The sequence below is a fragment of the Sphingomonas cremea genome, from assembly GCF_021502585.1.
Taxonomy (GTDB): domain Bacteria; phylum Pseudomonadota; class Alphaproteobacteria; order Sphingomonadales; family Sphingomonadaceae; genus Sphingomicrobium; species Sphingomicrobium cremea.
In genome coordinates this window covers 911,557-929,451 of sequence record NZ_JAKFGM010000001.1, presented here as the reverse complement: position 1 = coordinate 929,451, position 17,895 = coordinate 911,557, and the positions used below count along the sequence as shown (strand labels likewise).

Below are 17,895 nucleotides of genomic sequence, written 5' to 3'. Positions count from 1 at the left end.
TGGGGCGTCGAAAGTCGGAACGCCTTGCCGAGAAGGCTGTTCCTTGGCTCAGCTGATGCTGCGCCCAATTAGCTCATCGCAGCGGACTGTCCCCAACAGTCCGACCGATGAGCTCTTTCATGATCTCCGACGTCCCGCCGTAGATTCTCGCGACCCGTGCATCGCGCCAAAGGCGGGCAATGGGATATTCGTTCATATAGCCGGCGCCGCCGTGGAGCTGGAGCGCTGTGTCGCAGGCGTCCCATTGCATTTCGCTATGCCAAAGCTTGGCCGCGCTGGCCTCGGCTGGGGTGAGCTTGCCCGCGACGTGGCGCTGGATGGCCCAGTCGAGGTGCGCCCAGCCGACCTGCAACCGCGCCTTCAAATCAGCCAGCGTGAAGCGCGTGTTCTGGAAGTCAATGATGCGCTTGCCGAACGCCTTGCGGTCCGACGTGAATTTGACTGCTTCGTCGAACGCTCTTTGGGCCGCGGCCTGGCACTGTACGGCGATCGAAAGCCGCTCTTGCGGCAATTGCTTCATCAGCATGATGAAACCGCTATTTTCAGCACCGAGCAGCCGATCGGCAGGAAGTTTGACCTCATCGAAGAATAATTCCGATGTGTCGTTGCCGTGCAGGCCGATTTTGTCGAGGTTGCAACCGCGGCTGAAGCCCTCGTCGCCTGCCTCGACCAGGAACAGCGAGATGCCCTTGGCACCGCCTTCTTCGGTCGTTCGGGCGGCGACGATGACGACATCCGCCGCCTGGCCGTTGGTGATATAGGTTTTCGAGCCGCTTAGCTTCCACCCATTGCCATCGGTCCGGGCAAGGGTCTTCATGCCCTGCAGGTCGCTGCCGGCGCCAGGCTCGGTCATGGCGATGGCGCTGATCGTCGAACCGTCAACCATGCCGGGCAGGTAGCGGCGCTTCTGCTCCTCGCTGCCATAGTGGACCAGATAATCGGCTACGATGTCGGATTGCAGCGTGAAGCCCGCGGCCGAGCCCATATAGGCAAGCTCCTCGGCAACGATGGCATTGAACGAGAAGTCTAGGCCGGGGCCGCCATATGCTTCGGGGACTTGCGGGCAGAGCAGGCCGGCCGCGCCGACACTCTCCCATGCCTCGCGCTCGACGATGCCCTCGCGCTCATGATCGTCCAATCGGGGTTCGATCACATCGGCGAGTACCTTGCGGACGGTGTCGCGGAATGCGTGGTGGTCGTCGCTGTACAGCGAGCGTTCTGATGCTTCTATCATGGCCGCCACCGTAGCGGAGGGTTGCGGGGTTGCAATCGGACGCTAGCATTGCGGCAATGGCAGGCCCGCTTTCCGGACTGAAGATCGTAGAGATGGCGGGGCTGGGGCCGGGGCCTTTCGCGGCGATGATGCTGGCCGATCATGGCGCCGAGGTAATTCGCGTCGAGCGAACGGGGATGATCGGTGTGCCGAACGATCCGCTGCTCCGCAATCGCCGGTCGATTTCGCTCGATCTGAAGCGGGAGGAAAGCCGGGGCGTGGTCCGGCGCCTTGCGGAGCGTGCGGACGGGCTGATCGAGGGCTATCGGCCGGGAGTGATGGAGCGGCTCGGACTAGGACCGGACGAATTGCTGAAAACCAATCCAAAGCTGGTTTATGGCCGGGTTACGGGCTGGGGACAGGACGGGCCACTGGCGCGGGAGGCGGGTCACGACATCAATTATATCGCCATCAGCGGGCTGCTGCACGGGATTGGGCCGAAGGAGCGGCCGACAGTGCCGATCAATTATCTGGGCGACTACGCCGGCGGAGGAATGCTCCTGGCATTTGGAATGGTTTCCGCGCTTCTTGCCGTTCAGCGGGGAGGCGAGGGTCAGGTGATCGACGCTGCAATGAGCGACGGCGCGGCGCTGATCGGCGCGTTGACTTACGGACTGCGGGCGGCTGGCCTGTGGCGCGACGAGCGTGAGGCTAACCTGCTCGACGGCGGTGAACCCTTTTATGGGATATACCGCTGCCTCGACGGTAAATTCATCGCCATCGGCGCGATCGAGCCGCAGTTCCAAGCCCGGCTAGCCAAAGGGCTGGCCTTGCCGTTAGGCGCGACCCGGGAAGAAATCGCGGCAGTGGTCGCAACGCGAAGTCGCGACCAATGGGCGGCTCATTTCTCCGGGACCGACGCCTGTGTCGCCCCTGTGCTCGATCTTGGCGAGGCCCCTGTTCACCCGCACAATTTGGCACGGCGGGCCTTTGTCGATCTGGCGGGGGTGTTCCAACCCGCGCCGGCACCACATTATTCCGTTACTGCAAACGATCGACCGGATCCGCCACGGCGTGAAGGGCAGGACGGACGGGCCATCCTCGCCGAGCTCGGATATGGACCAGACGAGATTTCTCATTTCCTGAAAGACGATTGATGAACCCGCTCTACGAGCAAATGAAAACCAGCGTATTTGAACGCATGTCGCTGGCCGCGGCAAAGCATGGCGCGGTCAATTTGGGGCAGGGCTTTCCCGATTTTGGCTGGCCGCCCGAGATTCTCGAGGCGGCGGCAAAGGCGGTTGTGGAGGGATCCAACCAATATGCGCCGTCTCGCGGTTTGCCAGCGCTGCGAGATGCGGTTGCTGCTCATTATGGGCGCCATCAGGGACTGGAACTTTCGGCCGACAATATATGCGTGACCAGCGGAGCGACGGAGGCGCTGGCGGCGGCGATTCTGGCGACGGTGGAACCGGGCGATGAGGTAATCCTGCTGACGCCCGCTTATGACGCATATGCGCCGCTGGTGCGCCGCGCTGGCGGCGAAGTGCGCGAGGTTGCCCTGCAACCGCCCGGCTGGAGGATAGAGCGAAACGCGATCGAGGCGGCAGTCGGCCCTAGGACCAAGGCGATCATCCTCAACAATCCGCATAACCCAACGGGTCGGCTGTTCGATGCCGACGAATTGGCGGCGGTTGCAGAAATAGCCGTCGCCAATGACCTGATCGTCATTTCCGACGAGGTCTGGGAGCATATTCTGCTCGACGGCCAGCAATTCACGCCGGTCGCGTCGCTATCCGGCATGGCAGGGCGGACTTTGAAGTGCGGATCGGCAGGGAAGATATTCTCGCTGACGGGGTGGAAGATCGGCTGGCTGGTCGCTTCGCCGGAGCTGGCGACGCTGGCGGCCAGGGCGCACCAGTTTCTGACTTTCGCCTCGGCGCCCAATCTTCAGACGGCGGTGGCCTTCGGTCTCGCTGAGGGTGACGCCTGGCTCCAGCCCATGCGGGAACGCTTCACCCGGGCCCGGGACCGGATGGCCGCCGGGCTCGACGCCGCGGGATATGCCGTTTTGCCGAGCGCATCGACCTACTTCCTCTGCGTCGATCTTGCGGCGTCCGGGATCCCGCTTGACGACGAGAGCTTCGCCAAGCAAGCGGTCGAGCAGGCTGGCGTCGCTGTGGTTCCACTGTCGCCATTTGCTGAACAGGACCCGTCGAGGCACCTGATCCGCCTGTGCTTCGCAAAGCGCGATGATACAATTGATGCCGGCGTCGCGGCGCTGGCAAAAGCCAGAGAGAATATGAAATGACCCCCGCCGAAGAAGCCCACCAACTGCTTGCGAGCCTTGGCGTCAAAAGCGGTGGGGATTTGGAAAGTCACTCACCAATCGACGGAAGCCTGATCGGTAGCGTTCGTCAGGCGAACGCGGCGGACGTCGCCGCTGCCTGCGAACGGGCGAGAGAAGCGTTCCTCAAATGGCGTTCGGTCCCGGCACCGCGCCGGGGTGAGCTGGTACGGCTTATCGGCGAGGAACTTCGCGCGGCCAAGGAGCCTCTGGCGCGGCTGGTTACGCTGGAGGCCGGCAAGATCGTCCAGGAGGGCCTCGGCGAAGTCCAGGAGATGATCGATATCTGCGACTTTGCCGTGGGCCTGTCGCGCCAGCTCTATGGCCTGACGATCGCCAGCGAGCGGGCCAATCATCGGATGATCGAGCAATGGCATCCCTTCGGTGTTGTCGGAGTCATAACTGCATTCAATTTCCCCATCGCCGTATGGGCGTGGAACGCGGCGCTGGCGCTGGTGTGTGGCGACCCGGTAATTTGGAAACCGAGCGAAAAGACGCCGTTATGCGCCGCGGCGGTGATGGCGCTGGCGGAACGGGCGCTAGAGCGCTTCGGCGATGCGCCCGAGGGCCTCTTACAATGTGTCCAGGGCGGACGTGAGGTCGGCGAGGCACTGGTGGATAACCCGCACGTCGCTCTGCTTTCAGCGACGGGATCGACCGCGATGGGCCGAGCAGTCGGCCCGCGCGTGGCGCAGCGTTTCGGCCGGACCTTACTCGAACTTGGCGGCAACAACGCGATGATCGTCGCGCCATCGGCTGACCTGAAACTTGCCGAGCGGGCGATTTTATTTTCGGCTGCAGGAACGGCGGGACAGCGCTGCACGACGCTTCGTCGCTTGATTGTACATGAGTCCGTTGCCGACCAGCTGGTCACCCGGCTCAAGGAATTATTCCACCGGGTGAAGATCGGCGACCCGCGGGAGCCGGATACGCTTGTCGGTCCGTTGATCGATGAGGCAGCCTTCGCCGGCATGAACCGAGCGATGGGAGGCGAGGCCGAGCGAGTTCAAGCGGTGGATGGCGGCTTTTATGTCCGACCGGCAATCGTAGAGGTCGAGGCGCAGCAAGGCATGGTCCTGCAAGAAACCTTTGCGCCAATCCTCTATGTCCTAAGATATCGCGAATTCAGCGACGCAATCGCGCTGAATAATGATGTTGTGCAAGGACTTAGCTCATCGATTTTCACAAATAACCTAAAGGAGGCCGAGCGCTTCCTTTCGGCTGCCGGGTCGGACTGCGGGATCGCCAACGTCAATATCGGCCCATCCGGGGCGGAGATTGGCGGCGCATTCGGCGGGGAAAAAGAGACTGGCGGCGGGCGCGAAAGCGGATCGGACAGCTGGCGCGCCTACATGCGGCGCTCGACCAACACGATTAACTATGGGGACGACCTGCCGCTGGCCCAAGGCATCAGGTTCGACGCCGAGGCATGACCTAAGGGTTATTTCCGATGGTCTGGCGCCTACAGTTGGTTCGAACATGCGCTTGGGACTCAATGGCTCAACGGAGGGGCGCCAGATGTTAAATTTAGTGCCGCATTTTATGCCAGATGCCGATCGCCTGGCTCGTATTTTCGCCTCTGCGACCTCTCCAACCTTTTTCCTTGGAGCTGTTGCCGCCTTTGCAACGCTAATGACTTCAAGAATGTCCTCCACCATGGAGAGGGTACGAACTCTAAATGCAATCAAGGAGGACGATCAGGATCGCGCGCACCTCAAGGCCGACCTCAATCGGCTACTGCGCCGCGCTGCATTGCTGAAAAGCGGCATTTTCGCTTCATTGGTAGCGGGCGTTTGCGCGACGGTGCTCCTGGCCGTCTTGTTCGCCACTGAATTCTTCGGGCTGACTTATGCCTATGGCGCGGGCATATTGTTCACCATCGCCACCATCTTTCTGGGCGTCGCGCTTGTGAGGTTTGCCCAGGAGGTCAGCATCAGCCTGGACGAGCCCGACAAATATTAGCCTTGCCCTAGCCCATGAATCGACGGGGCAGGCGGAAGGGCAGCTGCGGCTCGTCCCGGATAAGCAGGTGCCAGCGTTCTTCGAACTCGTCGAGCCAGGGGATCAGCTGCTTGGGTTCAAGCGGGCGAGCGACGAAATATCCCTGGGCAACATCGCAGCCTAGATCGCGGAGCAACCTTAGCTGGTCCTCCGTTTCCACGCCTTCAGCGGTCACGGTGAGCCCAAGCCCATGAGCAAGGTCGATGATGCTTTTGACGATCAATGCGCTTTCCTTGGAGCTGGGCGCATCCTCGATGAAAAAACGGTCGATCTTGAGTTCGGTGAACGGCAGCTGGCGAAGTTGCATCAACGTCGAATAGCCGACCCCAAAGTCGTCGATCGCGAGGCCGATGCCCTTGATCCGGAACCGCGTCAGCGTGTCCATCAACTTGACCAGCGGCTGGGTCGCGCCCTCGGTGAGTTCAAGTACCAGCCGGTCGGTCGGCACATCGAGCGCCCGGCACATCCGCTCTACCAGGTCGGGAAAGTCGAGTTGGTCCAGGCTTAGCGCCGAAATGTTGAAAGCGAGGCAGGTATCGAGCCCATCCTCGCGCCAGCTCAGCCATTGGCGCAGCGTCGTGCGAAGCCCCCACTGCGTGAGTTCGTCGATCAGCCCATGCTTCTCCGCCAGGGGCACGAAACGCGAAGGAGGAACGGCGCCCAGCGAAGGATCGTCCCAACGAACCAGCGCTTCGACCCGCCGAAGCCGCCCGTCCGACAGGGAGACTTTGGGCTGATAGGCCATGCGCAGTCGGCCGTTGATCAGTGCCCGCTCGAATCCGTCGAGCAGTCCGATGTCGGCCTGGGCGATCATGGCACCAACGTTGGCCTCAACCCATTGAGGATCTCTTCCAGTTCCTCAAGCCGTGCCGGCTTTTCCATCGGTCCAACCATTTGCAGACCCAGCGCAGTCCCAAGACGGAAAGCACTGTCCAATATACGGCGATCGAACCCCGAGATGATCAACACGGGCTCCTCGTAATTTTCGTCCGCAAGGAAGCGGAGCAATTCCACCCCATCCATTCCCGGCATGCCCAGATCCAGCACCACCATTTGCGGTCGCTGGTCATGGAAGCTGTCGCGAAATTCCTGGTCTTTCTCGGCGATGACAGGGGCGAAACCGCACATATCCGCCGCTTTCGCCACAAATGCGGCAAGGGCCGGCTCGTCGTCGATCAACAGCAACCTCGGCAAGGCCATCCTAAATGGTCTCCCACGCTCTCTCTTTCTCGCCCCCGAGGAAAGTGAATCACATCAGCTTTCCGGGCCGCCGTCAAACGCGTGAAACCGGATATTAACCCAAATACACATAATGTCCCGGTTTGGCGCGATTTTCCTTCGAATTGGAAGAGGTCCCTGCATGTTTGGTTCACTCATCCGGCGCAAACAGACCAAGCTACCGCTGGGCGAAGACAATATTGCATTCGAGTCGACCACTTTTTCGCTGAGCACTGCGGTTCCGCGGCCGGACGAGCGCCGGGTCGATGAGCGGCTTATTGCGATGCTGCGGGTGGCCAAGCTGACCGACGCGCAGGGCCACGAACAGCTAATCAGGGTCCGTAATGTATCCGCGGGAGGGCTGATGGCCGAGGCCGGTCACCCGGTTCGGGTCGGCGAAGCGGTTTCCATCGAACTGTCATCGCAGACTATTCAATCGACCGTCGTTTGGACCCGCGAAGGCACTGCAGGCTTCAAGTTCGATCAGAATATCGACCTTGGCGAACTCCTAGCCGGCCGTAAGCCGCGCCATGGCTTTCGCCCGCGCCCGCCGCGGCTCGAGGTCAACTGCAAGGCCAACGTCAAGCTGGAAAGCAGCTATTACACAGTCGACGTGCACGACATTTCGCTGGGCGGAATGAAGGTCGAGCCGATCGAGGAATATTGCCTGGGCAAGAAGGTCGTCGTCGTAGTCGAAAGCCTCCGCCCCGTTCGCGGCGAAGTTCGCTGGTTCTCCGACCGCAAGGCCGGCATCGTGTTCGACCAGCCGCTGAAGTTCGAGGAGCTGGCCGAATGGATCGGCAAGCGGCTCGAAATGGCCACGCTCAAGGCCAGCATCAAGCGCTAGACCCCTTCACTCGGGCCGACCCAGTTCCTATTTCCTTCATTCATTCAATGGAGGAACAATCATGACCGACGAAGTCGCGGTACTTGCGGGCGGATGTTTCTGGTGCACCGAGGCGGTGTTTCTTGACGTCATCGGCGTGAAATCGGTCGAAAGCGGCTATACCGGCGGCCACACCGTCAATCCGACCTACAAGCAGGTCTGCGGCGGCGATACCGGCCATGCCGAGGCAATCCGCATCACCTTTGACGCCGATCTGCTCAGCTACGACGACCTGCTCGACATCTTTTTTGCCATTCACGATCCGACCCAGCTCAACCGCCAGGGCAACGACATCGGCACTCAATATCGTTCGGCGATTTTCCCGCTTAATGATGCGCAACGCGAGGCTGCCAAGGCCGCGATCGCACGCGCCAACGAGCAAAATGACGGCAAGGTCGTGACGACCATCGAGCCCAAGTCCGAATGGTATCCGGCAGAGGATTACCACCAGGACTATTGGGCCGGCGAAGGGCAGAGCAATTCCTACTGTATCGCCGTCATCCCACCCAAGCTGGCGAAGCTAAGGAAGAGCTTCCAGGCGCGGGTAAAGAGCACAGCGAACGTTTAGAATTTCCGTTGGGCGTTCGGATCGACCGCTTCGCACTGGCCGGAGTATGACCCTGCTTTACCGTTGATAGTAATTGTGCCGGTCAAGCGGTCGATATGCACTTTCGGATTGTTTATGAAATTGACTGCCGCCGAAGCTGTTATTGCTCGATCGGTTACCTTGATATCCTTTAGTTTGAACCATCCATCGCTGCCGCCGTGTATTGGTGGCAGCATCGTCCGTGGCATACGGATGCGGTCGTCACCAGAAAACAGCCTCACATCCACTTGATCGGCAAAGCCTTGATGCCGCTGCGTCATGATAGTTCCGGAGCTGCTGCCACTCATGCTAATCGGCGCTGTGCCTACCATTCCCGAAGCGCTCGACGTGCCGTAAATACTCGTAACGCTGGGCTTGTTAGCCGTTCCGCCGCCGCCACAAACTAAGCTCAGTGGACTGGTTGAAGCCGCAGTGGATGGTTGCACCGAAGTAACCGCAGGCGTGGGATTAGTGGAAGCTGGTTCAGGCAGTGGTTTGTCCGAGACCGGCTTTCCCTTAAGCTCTGCCGGAGCTGGATCCGGCCGAAACGCGCTAGGGTCTGTAATTGATGTGATTTGTACGCCTGTGGCTGCGCTCACGCTCAAGAGGCTACCTATTATCACTAGCCCATATCCCATCACTTACCCCTCGATTGGGCGACTCGGCCATCGCACACTGCGGTCGAGTTAGCGAGAATTCAACAACGTTGGGGCGTTCGTCCTGCTGGAGGTTAACTTCGGGGCGCCGCTGCCCGCCTAAGCCGATCCCGTATGGCCGCGGCAATGCCGTTGCCGGGGATAGGTGCGACCGCAATTCGCGGTTGGGGCGCGGCGTCGGCCTGGTGGAGCAAGTCGAACAAATGGGCGGCGGCTTCGATCGGGTCGCCGCTTTTGCTCAGCGTGACGGTGCCGGCGACAGGCCCGAAGCCGATTAGATATTCGCTGTCCTCCGCCTCGCTGGCATCAAGCCTAAGCGGCTTATGGGGCGCATAATGGCTGGCGAGCTGCCCCGGCGCTTCGACGGTTGATCCACGCTTTTCGACGGCATCGATACTGATCGGGCCGCGGCGGAGAAGGCGCAACCGCCCACCCGTCGCCGCAACGATCGTGGACTCGATCCCGCGCTGGGTCGCCCCGCCATCGATCACCAAGGGGATCCTGCCACCAAGTGACGCCAGCACATGGCTGGCGCGGGTAGGGCTGATCAGGCCGCTGGCATTGGCGGACGGCGCAGCGAGTGGGCGGCCGCAAGCCTTGAGCAGCGCCTGCATGGCGGGATGGGCCGGCACGCGAAGCGCGATGGTGGGGAGTCCTGCGGTTACGATACTGGCAATGCCGGCGTTATCGCGAAGCGGCACCACCAAGGTCAGCGGTCCCGGCCAATACGCCTTGGCCAGCGTCCTTGCTTCCTCGTCGAACTTGCCGATTAGCTCAGCGGCGGCGAGGTCGGGGACGTGGACGATCAGCGGGTTGAAGCTTGGCCGGCCCTTGGCGGCATAGATGCGCGCAACCGCTTCCGCGTTGGTCGCATCGGCGGCGAGGCCGTAAACCGTCTCGGTCGGAACTGCCACCGCTTCGCCCGCAAGCACCAGCCGCGCGGCCTCGGCGATGGCTTCATCGCTTAGGGGCAGCACTTGCGTCTCGGGTAGCGGGCTCATTGACTGCCCGCTATATCGCCCCGGCGTTATCATCAAGGGAACCGCGATGAGCTTTGCTGCACCTGTGACCGACCAGCGCCTGACTCTCGACGCGGTGGTGAGGATCGGCGAGCTAAACGGCGGGCCCGATGCCGAGATGGTCGATGCGGTGCTTGAGGGTGCAGCCGCGCTGGCGGAGGGCGAGTTCGCCCCGCTCGATCGGATCGGCGACACAGTGGGCGCTCGCTGGGACAATGGCCGGGTCACCATGCCGGCAGGGTTCAAATCCGCCTGGCAATCCTTTGTCGATGGCGGCTGGATGACGTTGGCGGCGCCTGAGGAGCATGGGGGGCAGGGGTTGCCGTTCGCTCTGGCGGCAGCGTTGATGGACAACCTCAATGCCGCAAACATCGGCTTTGCGCTGTGTCCGATGCTGTCGATGGGGGCGATCGAGGCGCTCGACAGGCATGGGTCCGCCGAACTCAAGCGGGACTATTTGCCCAAGATCGTGACCGGCGAATGGCCGGCGACGATGAACCTGACCGAACCGCAGGCAGGCAGCGACGTTGGTGCGCTCAAGACCCGGGCCGAGCCCAACGGCGACGGCAGCTGGCGGATCACGGGAACCAAGATTTTCATCACCTATGGCGAGCACGACCTGACCGACCAGATTCTGCACCTGGTGCTCGCCCGCACGCCTGGGGCGCCGGATGGAACGCGCGGAATCTCGCTGTTCCTTGTGCCCAAACTGCTCCCCGATGGATCCCCCAACGACCTGCGCTGCGTCTCCATCGAGCATAAGCTTGGCATCCACGCCTCGCCTACCTGTGTGATGAGCTATGGGGATCAGGGCGGAGCGACCGGCTGGCTGGTCGGGCCGGAAAATGGCGGCATGGCGGCGATGTTCACGATGATGAATAATGCGCGATTGAACGTCGGATTGCAGGGCGTTGGGATTGCGGAGCGCGCCACCCAGCGAGCGGTGGCCTATGCGCTGGAACGCAGGCAAGGCCTTCGCAACCGGCTGCCGGTGCCGATTTCAGAGCATCCCGACGTGCGCCGCATGCTCCTTCGCATGCGCGCGTTGACCATGGGAGCGCGGGCGCTGGTCTATTACGCCTTCGGCCAGGTCGACCGCGCCATTCGCGGCGATCCACTCGCGGCGATGCGGGCCGAGGTGCTGACCCCGCTGGCGAAGGCCTGGGGCACGGATGTCGGCTGCGAGGTGGCGAGCCTTGGCGTCCAGGTCCACGGCGGCGCGGGCTATATCGAAGAGACCGGCGCGGCCCAGCATCTGCGCGATGCGCGCATTGCCCCGATCTACGAAGGCACGAACGGGATCCAGGCCGCGGACCTGGTTGGGCGCAAGCTTGGCCTCGACGGTGGCCTCGCATTCGACGGACTGATCGCGGACATCGAAGCCGAGGCGCAGGATCCGCGGCTGGTGGCATTGGCCGATGCGGTCGAGGTGGCAGCGGCCAGCTTGCGCGAGGCAGCGCCCGACGACCGGCTGGCGGGCAGTTATCCGTTCCTCACCATGACCTCGGTCATGGTTGCCGGCTGGCTGGTCGAACGGATGGCGCGCAGCGAGGGAGCGAACGAACGCGTGGTGGCGGCAGCGAATTATTTCCTGGCGAGCATCGTGCCCGAAGCCCTGGGCCTGGGTGCGGCGGCGGAAGAGGGCGCGGCCCTGCTATACGCCGTGCCGGCGGAGGCGCTCGCCTAGGCGCGTTGGAAAAGTTCGGCTGGATCGATGCCCAGCCGCGCCATGCGGTCGCGAATTTCGGGCCATTCATTGGATATGAAGTCGTTGCGCTGGCTGGAGCGTAGCCGTGCCTGCGCGCCGGGGGCGACAAACATGCCGACCCCGCGCTTCACGACGATCAGCCCTTCGTCCTGAAATCCCTGATAGGCCTTTGCCACGGTCAACGGGTTGGCGCCCTGCTCTGCGGCCAGCGCGCGGACCGAGGGAAGGGAATCACCGTCGCCGTATCTGCCGGCGAGGATTGCATCCGCGATCACCTCGCGCAAGCGAACGTAAACAGGCTTTTCATGGAAGGATCGAAGCGTCATGCTGTGACAATACAGCAAAGCGCAATAGATTCAATCCCTTTCCGCCGGCTGCCAGTCGCGGACAAGGTCGGCGAGAAGCGGGCGCGGACGCTCCTCGACAGGGTTGGCTGGAGTGCCGATGAAGATGAAGCCGGCGATGCGTTGCCCCTCTTCGCAAAAGGCGGCGCGAACTCGATCGTTATATGCCTGCCAGCCGGTAATCCATCCGCCGACGTAGCCGAGGGCATTGGCGGCATGAAGCAGGTTCATTGCCACCGCGCCGCAGCTCAATTCCTGCTCCCATACGGGGATTTTGTGCTCACGTACCGGAGCCGAGATCAGGACGATCATCACTGGCGCCTGATGGGCGAACTCCAGGGCCTTGGCATAATGGGCCGATGTCGCCCCCGGATCATGCTCGGCAAGTGCGCGGGCAAGAAGGTCGGCCAGCGCCTGGCGCTGCTTGCGGTCGACGATTACAAACCTCCATGGCGAAAGCTTGCCATGATCTGGTGTCCGGATCGCGATGTTGAGGATATGCTCCAGCTCCGCGTCGGATGGGCCTGGCCCAATCAGGTCGCGTGGCTTGCCCGATCGGCGGGTTTCGAGAAAGGCGAGCGCGGACGACCGGTCGTTCAATGTCATGCCGTTCGCATAGCCGCGCAACCCGTTGGCAACAATCGACTTCACAACCGCGTTTTCGCCGTTAGGGTGCCCCGCAATCCAACCGGCCGCGAGAGACGGCCTTTGACGAATCCAAGGGGAGAAGATCGACATGGTGGAAACGCCGACCGCGGATAATCCGCGCGAGCCGGATATCAGCCACGAAAATCCAGCAAGGCGGGCCGAATGGTTCGGCCACCCGCGCCAGTTGGCACGCCTTTTTACCACCGAGGCGATGGAGCGTTTCGGCTATTACGGCATGCGTGCGCTGCTGACGCTCTACCTAGCCCAGCATTTCCTCTTTTCAGATCAGACAACCACCGGCCTCTACGGCGGCTTTACCGCACTGGTTTACCTGACCCCGCTGATCGGCGGCCTGATGGCCGATCGCTACCTTGGATCCAAGCGGTCGGTAAAATTCGGCGCGATCCTGATGAGCCTTGGATATCTGACTTTGTGCTTCGGCGGGCAGCCGGCGAAGCCCTACGCGATGATCGACGGCCAACGTTATGAGGTCGTCCAGCAAGGCACCGGCGAAGAACTGAAGCAATTTGTCGTCGACAACGGCGCGCAGCTTCAAATCAAGGGTAATGAGGACAAGAGCGTATCGTTGCTCGCACCTGACGGCACCGAAGCGCGCAAGATCGCTCCGGGCGGCTTCGAAGCCCAGGGCGAACGCAATCCCTTCTACACTTTCCTGCTGCTGATCGGCCTCGCGCTGGTCGTCATCGGTAACGGCTTCTTCAAGCCCAATATCTCGACCATGGTCGGCACGCTTTACGCCGAGGGTGACCGCCGGCGCGATGCGGGATTCACAATCTTCTACATGGGCATCAACCTGGGCTCGCTCTTCTCGCAGATCCTTTGCCCGCTGCTTGCGGTCGGAATGGGCAGCTGGGGCGGGCTTGGCTGGTGGGCCGGTTTCGGCCTAGCGGCGGCGGGAATGCTGGTGTCCTGGACCTTGATCCAGTTTGACGGTGGCAAGCTCAATGGTGTGGGCGATCGTCCCGAGGGTGCGCCGGCCAACCGCGATTATGTCATTTACGTCTGCGCGATCCTTGCGATCCCGGTGGCGTGGTTCCTGTTCAGCAATCTGATGCACAGCGTCGCGCCGGCCGAGGGGACTGGCATTGTCGGTTACGTCGCCAATTTGCCGATCATGGGCAAGATCATGTTCGGTACGTTTCTCGTATCGGTTCCCGGCATTCTGATTTGGTCCTTCCTCAAGGGTTCCAAGGCCGAGTTCCAGATGATGATCGCGGCGATGGTGCTGATCACCTTCAACACCGTCTTCTGGACCCTGTTCGAGCAAGCGGGTTCGTCGCTGACCCTGTTCGCCGACCGCAATACGGATTTGAGCGTATTCGGCCTGTTCAGCATCTCGGCTGGGCAAACCCAGTTCTTCAACGCCGCGTTCATTGTGCTCCTGGCGCCCTTGTTCTCGATGTTGTGGAATGGCCTGTCACGCAAGGGCCTCGAGCCGCCGATCCCGATCAAGTTCGGCCTCGCCCTGATGGGCGTTGGGGCAGGGTTCCTGTTCCTCGTCTGGGGCGCCCAATTCGCCGGGCCTGACTTCAAGGTCGGGCTGTGGTGGCTTGCGGGCCTCTACCTGATCCATTCTGTCGCCGAACTCTGCATTTCGCCAGTTGGCCTCAGCATGATCACGAAGCTGTCGATCGCCCGGATCGTCGGCATGATGATGGGCGTGTGGTTCCTGTCGATCGCGGTAGCGCAATATGTTGCCGGAATGGTCGCCCAGGTCGCGTCGGTCGAAACCGTCGGCGGACAGGTTACCAACCTGCAGGTCAGCCTCGACACCTACGTGGGCGTGTTCACCGCCATCGGCTGGGTCTCGGTGGGCATTGGCGCGGTGCTGTTGCTGCTCAGTTGGCCGCTCAAATATCTGATGCACGGAGTGAAATAATTATGCGGAGGGGCTTGGGGGCGCTGCTGGCAATCCTTGTGGTGGCCGGTTGCGCCACCACCCCTCCGCCCAAACCGGGTTCGATCCGGATCAATGAGAATCCTTATCCTTCGACCTATCGCCCTTATGGCGGCGTTCCGACGCTGATCCGTGGGGCGACGATCTTCGATGGCGAAGGGGGAAGGATCGACAATGGTTCGATCCTGATCGCCGACGGAAAGGTCCAGGCGGTCGGTGGGGCCGACCTTGCCGGGCCTGAAGGCGCTACGGTGATCGACGGGCAGGGCCGCTATGTCACGCCAGGAATCATCGACGTGCATAGCCATTTGGGCGACTATCCCTCGCCGGGGGTTCAATCATTAAGCGATGGCAATGAGGCGACGTCGCCGGCCCGGCCCGAAGTTTGGGCGGAGCATAGCGTCTGGCCACAGGATCCGGGCTTTTCACGTGCGCTGGCCAATGGCGGCATCACTTCGCTGCAGATATTGCCGGGATCGGCCAATCTGTTCGGCGGTCGCTCGGTTGTCCTGAAGAACGTCCCCTCGCGAACCGTCCAGGGAATGAAGTTCCCGGGCGCGCCTTATGGATTGAAGATGGCCTGCGGGGAGAATCCCAAGCGGGTCTATGGCTCCAAGAGCCAAATGCCCCAGACGCGGATGGGCAATATCGCCTATGTCCGTCAGACGTGGATCAAGGCCAAGGAATATGATCGCAAGTGGACGAAATATGAGAAGACCGGCGGAGACGTCCCGGCCGAAGACCTGGCGCTCGACACCCTAAGAGGCGTGCTCCACGGTAAGATCCTGGTCCACAATCATTGCTACCGCGCCGATGAAATGGCGATCATGATCGATGTGGCGAAGGAGTTCGGCTACAAGATTGCCAGCTTCCAGCATGGGGTCGAAGCCTACAAGATTGCCGACCTGCTGCAGGAGAATGGCATCTGCGCAGCGCTGTGGGCCGATTGGTACGGCTTCAAGATGGAAAGCTACGACGGGATCAACGAGAATATCGCGTTCGTCCAAAATGCAGGCGCATGCACAATCGTGCATTCAGACGATTCCAACGGAATTCAGCGATTGAACCAGGAGGCAGCCAAGGCCGTTGCCGCCGGTAAGCGCGCCGGCATAGACATCAGCGAAGCGACTGCCTGGACCTGGCTCAGCGCCAACCCGGCCAAGTCGCTTGGCATCTTTGACCAGACGGGCAGCCTCAAGGCCGGCAAGATGGCCGATGTCGTGCTTTGGAACGGCAATCCGTTCAGCGCCTACACACGGCCCGACAAAGTTTGGATCGACGGCGCATTGCTCTACGATTCGACTAATCCCAAGCTTCGCCCCGTTAGCGACTTTGAGCTGGGCCAGCCCGGCGAAGGGGACGTAAAATGAAGCGCCTGATCGCGTCGGTCATCCTCGGCTGTTCTTCGCCACTGGCGGCCCAGACGGTCGTCATCACCAACGGCACGCTGGTGCTGGGCGACGGATCGGAACCGGTCCAAGGCGGAACGGTGGTCGTTCGGAACGGCCGCATCGTTGCTGCCGGAACCGGCGTGTCGGCGCCCGCCGGGTCGGAGGTGATCGATGCCAACGGCAAATGGGTAACTCCAGGAATCGTCGCGGGTTTCTCGCGCCTCGGCCTTGCCGAGGTCGATCTGGGTGCGGACGGGTCCGATGATACGGACAGCGGCAATGGTCCGTTCAATGCCGCGATTGACGTCACGCCGGCGATCAATCCGAAGGCTTCGACCATCGCCGTCAGCCGCGCTGACGGAGTCACCCGAGCGGTTGTCGCGCCAGTCGCCGGCAAGAATATTTTTGCCGGCCAGGGCGCGGTCATCGATACCGGCGACGACATGGACGCTGTGCTGCGAGCCCGGGCATTCCAGTTTGTCGAGCTAGGCGAGGGTGGGGCGGGTATTGCCGGCGGTTCGCGAGCTACTGCTTTCGTTCTGTTTCGCAATGCGCTGCGCGAGGCGCGAGACCTGCGCGGACGCCTCGACGGCCAGCGTCGCGACGATGTCTTGCTGACGCGGTTCGACGCGGCTGCTCTGGTACCCGTGATCCAGGGCAAGCAATTGCTCCTCGTCCATGTCGAGCGTGCAAAGGATATTCTGAACGTCCTCGAACTTCGCCAGGAATTCCCCGGCCTCAGGATTGCGCTGGTTGGCGCCAGCGAGGGCTGGCTGGTCGCCGACCGGATCGCACAATCCGGGGCCTGGGTGATCGCCTCGGCACTCAATGATTTGCCGGCCAGTTTTGAAATGCTGGCTGCAACCCAATCCAACATCGGCCGGATGCGCGCCGCCGGCATCAAGGTGGCGATCGGCATGATCGACGACAATGATACGCGCTACGTACGCAATCAGCGGCAATATGCCGGCAATCTCGTCGCCCTGGGTAAGCTGCCGGGTGCTGCGGGTGTCAGTTGGGGCGAAGCCTTCGCGATGATTTCTTCGCGGCCGGCCGAAGCGGTCGGGCTTGGCACGGAGATCGGGAGCCTGGCCGCCGGGCAGCGCGGCGACGTCGTGATCTGGTCGGGCGATCCGCTCGAACTTTCTTCGTCCCCCGAAGCGGTCTGGATCGACGGCGTTCGCCAGCCGCTCGACAATCACCAGACGAAGTTGCGCGACCGTTATCGTTCGCTCGAGCGAAACGCATTACCGGAGGCATATCGAAAATGACCGCGATCGGGATGCTTGCACTTGCTTCGGCAACCTTGGTCGGCACCCACTTCCTGTTGTCGCATCCTTTGAGGGCACCGCTAGTTGCCAGGCTGGGAGAAAAGGGGTTCACCGGCCTTTATTCGCTGGTCGCGCTGGTAACCTTTGTCTGGATGATCCGCGCCTACGGTCCGGCTTCTGCCGAGGCGCCCCAGCCGCTTTGGGAGTCGGGCGAAGCAGAGTGGCTGGCCGCCACACTCGTTATGTGGCTTGGATCGATCCTGTTTCTGGGCTCGCTGCGCCGAAACCCGGCGCTGCCTCGTCCTGGGCGGCCAATTGAGAAAATTGACGATCCGCGCGGCGTCTATGCCATCACCCGCCACCCGATGATGTGGGGTTTCGCGCTTTGGGCGGCAGTTCACGCGACGGTCAATCCCACCAAAGCCAGCCTCGTATTGAGCAGCGCCATTGCCATCCTCGCGCTTGGCGGGGCGGTGATGCAGGACGCCAAGAAAGCAAGGTTGCTGGGCGAGGTCTGGCGAGACTGGCAGATGCGGACGAATTTCCTTCCTTTCGGCAAGGGGTTTGCGATGCCCGACACGTTCGCCTTCGTGGCCGGCACAATCGTCTGGCTGGCCGCAACATGGGCGCACGGAGCACTTGGTTATCGGTCCGCGGGAATCTGGGACTTTTTCGCTTAACCTATTTCG

18 protein-coding genes are annotated in these 17,895 nt (G+C 61.9%); 11 read left to right on the top strand and 7 right to left on the bottom strand.

Annotated features, from left to right (window positions below; all coding sequences use genetic code 11):
* Nucleotides 1–73: 73 nt before the first annotated feature.
* Nucleotides 74–1,234 (bottom strand): acyl-CoA dehydrogenase family protein, encoded by a 1,161-nt coding sequence (locus LVY65_RS04760; RefSeq protein ID WP_235066844.1) that lies wholly within the window; start codon nucleotides 1,232–1,234, stop codon nucleotides 74–76.
* Nucleotides 1,235–1,290: 56 nt separating this feature from the next.
* On the opposite strand from LVY65_RS04760, the gene LVY65_RS04755 reads away from it, so the two are divergent.
* Genes LVY65_RS04755 through LVY65_RS04740 form a run of 4 tightly spaced genes read left to right on the top strand, consistent with a single transcriptional unit; the run spans nucleotide 1,291 to nucleotide 5,522 of the window.
* Nucleotides 1,291–2,370, top strand: coding sequence for a CaiB/BaiF CoA transferase family protein (locus LVY65_RS04755; protein WP_235066843.1), 1,080 nt, complete (start codon nucleotides 1,291–1,293; stop codon nucleotides 2,368–2,370).
* Between the two features lie 20 nt (nucleotides 2,371–2,390).
* Nucleotides 2,391–3,524, top strand: a complete 1,134-nt coding sequence (locus tag LVY65_RS04750) for an aminotransferase (protein WP_235066842.1) — start codon at nucleotides 2,391–2,393, stop codon at nucleotides 3,522–3,524.
* A complete protein-coding gene (gene amaB / locus LVY65_RS04745; RefSeq protein WP_235066841.1) occupies nucleotides 3,521–4,993 on the top strand; it encodes an L-piperidine-6-carboxylate dehydrogenase in 1,473 nt (490 codons plus the stop codon). Before LVY65_RS04750 ends, amaB begins: the two co-directional genes overlap by 4 nt.
* Nucleotides 4,941–5,522, top strand: a complete 582-nt coding sequence (locus LVY65_RS04740) for a DUF2721 domain-containing protein (protein ID WP_328282481.1) — start codon at nucleotides 4,941–4,943, stop codon at nucleotides 5,520–5,522. Before amaB ends, LVY65_RS04740 begins: the two co-directional genes overlap by 53 nt.
* A gap of 7 nt (nucleotides 5,523–5,529) precedes the next feature.
* Here the strand turns inward: LVY65_RS04740 and LVY65_RS04735 are convergent, their stop codons facing one another.
* Both LVY65_RS04735 and LVY65_RS04730 read right to left on the bottom strand, forming a co-directional pair.
* Nucleotides 5,530–6,375, bottom strand: a complete 846-nt coding sequence (locus LVY65_RS04735) for an EAL domain-containing protein (RefSeq protein WP_235066839.1) — start codon at nucleotides 6,373–6,375, stop codon at nucleotides 5,530–5,532.
* Complete coding sequence (locus LVY65_RS04730) at nucleotides 6,372–6,761, bottom strand: response regulator (protein ID WP_235066838.1); 390 nt, start codon at nucleotides 6,759–6,761, stop codon at nucleotides 6,372–6,374. The genes LVY65_RS04735 and LVY65_RS04730 overlap by 4 nt, the downstream gene beginning before the upstream one ends.
* Before the next feature lie 160 nt (nucleotides 6,762–6,921).
* Between LVY65_RS04730 and LVY65_RS04725 the strand changes: the two genes are divergently transcribed.
* Together LVY65_RS04725 and msrA are read left to right on the top strand one after the other, a co-directional pair.
* The gene (locus LVY65_RS04725) at nucleotides 6,922–7,626 is read left to right on the top strand and encodes a PilZ domain-containing protein (RefSeq protein WP_235066837.1); all 705 of its coding nucleotides are present in this window, start codon (nucleotides 6,922–6,924) and stop codon (nucleotides 7,624–7,626) included.
* Nucleotides 7,627–7,687: 61 nt separating this feature from the next.
* A complete protein-coding gene (msrA, locus tag LVY65_RS04720; protein ID WP_235066836.1) occupies nucleotides 7,688–8,233 on the top strand; it encodes a peptide-methionine (S)-S-oxide reductase MsrA in 546 nt (181 codons plus the stop codon).
* Here the strand turns inward: msrA and LVY65_RS04715 are convergent.
* Nucleotides 8,230–8,532, bottom strand: a complete 303-nt coding sequence (locus LVY65_RS04715) for a hypothetical protein (RefSeq protein WP_235066835.1) — start codon at nucleotides 8,530–8,532, stop codon at nucleotides 8,230–8,232. The genes msrA and LVY65_RS04715 overlap by 4 nt on opposite strands.
* Nucleotides 8,533–8,981: 449 nt before the next feature.
* Nucleotides 8,982–9,908, bottom strand: a complete 927-nt coding sequence (locus LVY65_RS04710; RefSeq protein ID WP_235066834.1) for an L-threonylcarbamoyladenylate synthase — start codon at nucleotides 9,906–9,908, stop codon at nucleotides 8,982–8,984.
* A 46-nt stretch (nucleotides 9,909–9,954) separates the two neighbouring features.
* Here LVY65_RS04710 and LVY65_RS04705 point away from each other — a divergent pair, with 46 nt between their 5' ends.
* Nucleotides 9,955–11,613: an acyl-CoA dehydrogenase gene (locus LVY65_RS04705; RefSeq protein ID WP_235066833.1), complete on the top strand. Its 1,659-nt coding sequence runs from the start codon at nucleotides 9,955–9,957 to the stop codon at nucleotides 11,611–11,613.
* Here the strand turns inward: LVY65_RS04705 and LVY65_RS04700 are convergent.
* Together LVY65_RS04700 and LVY65_RS04695 are read right to left on the bottom strand one after the other, a co-directional pair.
* Nucleotides 11,610–11,960: a GntR family transcriptional regulator gene (locus tag LVY65_RS04700; protein WP_235066832.1), complete on the bottom strand. Its 351-nt coding sequence runs from the start codon at nucleotides 11,958–11,960 to the stop codon at nucleotides 11,610–11,612. The genes LVY65_RS04705 and LVY65_RS04700 overlap by 4 nt on opposite strands.
* Before the next feature lie 30 nt (nucleotides 11,961–11,990).
* Nucleotides 11,991–12,584 (bottom strand): nitroreductase family protein, encoded by a 594-nt coding sequence (locus LVY65_RS04695; RefSeq protein ID WP_235067172.1) that lies wholly within the window; start codon nucleotides 12,582–12,584, stop codon nucleotides 11,991–11,993.
* A 130-nt stretch (nucleotides 12,585–12,714) separates the two neighbouring features.
* Between LVY65_RS04695 and LVY65_RS04690 the strand changes: the two genes are divergently transcribed.
* Genes LVY65_RS04690 through LVY65_RS04675 form a run of 4 tightly spaced genes read left to right on the top strand, consistent with a single transcriptional unit; the run spans nucleotide 12,715 to nucleotide 17,886 of the window.
* Nucleotides 12,715–14,526 (top strand): peptide MFS transporter, encoded by a 1,812-nt coding sequence (locus LVY65_RS04690; protein ID WP_235066831.1) that lies wholly within the window; start codon nucleotides 12,715–12,717, stop codon nucleotides 14,524–14,526.
* A 2-nt stretch (nucleotides 14,527–14,528) separates the two neighbouring features.
* Nucleotides 14,529–15,914 (top strand): amidohydrolase, encoded by a 1,386-nt coding sequence (locus tag LVY65_RS04685; RefSeq protein WP_235066830.1) that lies wholly within the window; start codon nucleotides 14,529–14,531, stop codon nucleotides 15,912–15,914.
* Nucleotides 15,911–17,206, top strand: a complete 1,296-nt coding sequence (locus tag LVY65_RS04680; RefSeq protein ID WP_235066829.1) for an amidohydrolase family protein — start codon at nucleotides 15,911–15,913, stop codon at nucleotides 17,204–17,206. Before LVY65_RS04685 ends, LVY65_RS04680 begins: the two co-directional genes overlap by 4 nt.
* Nucleotides 17,203–17,886, top strand: coding sequence for an NnrU family protein (locus tag LVY65_RS04675; protein WP_235066828.1), 684 nt, complete (start codon nucleotides 17,203–17,205; stop codon nucleotides 17,884–17,886). The genes LVY65_RS04680 and LVY65_RS04675 overlap by 4 nt, the downstream gene beginning before the upstream one ends.
* Nucleotides 17,887–17,895 lie beyond the last annotated feature (9 nt).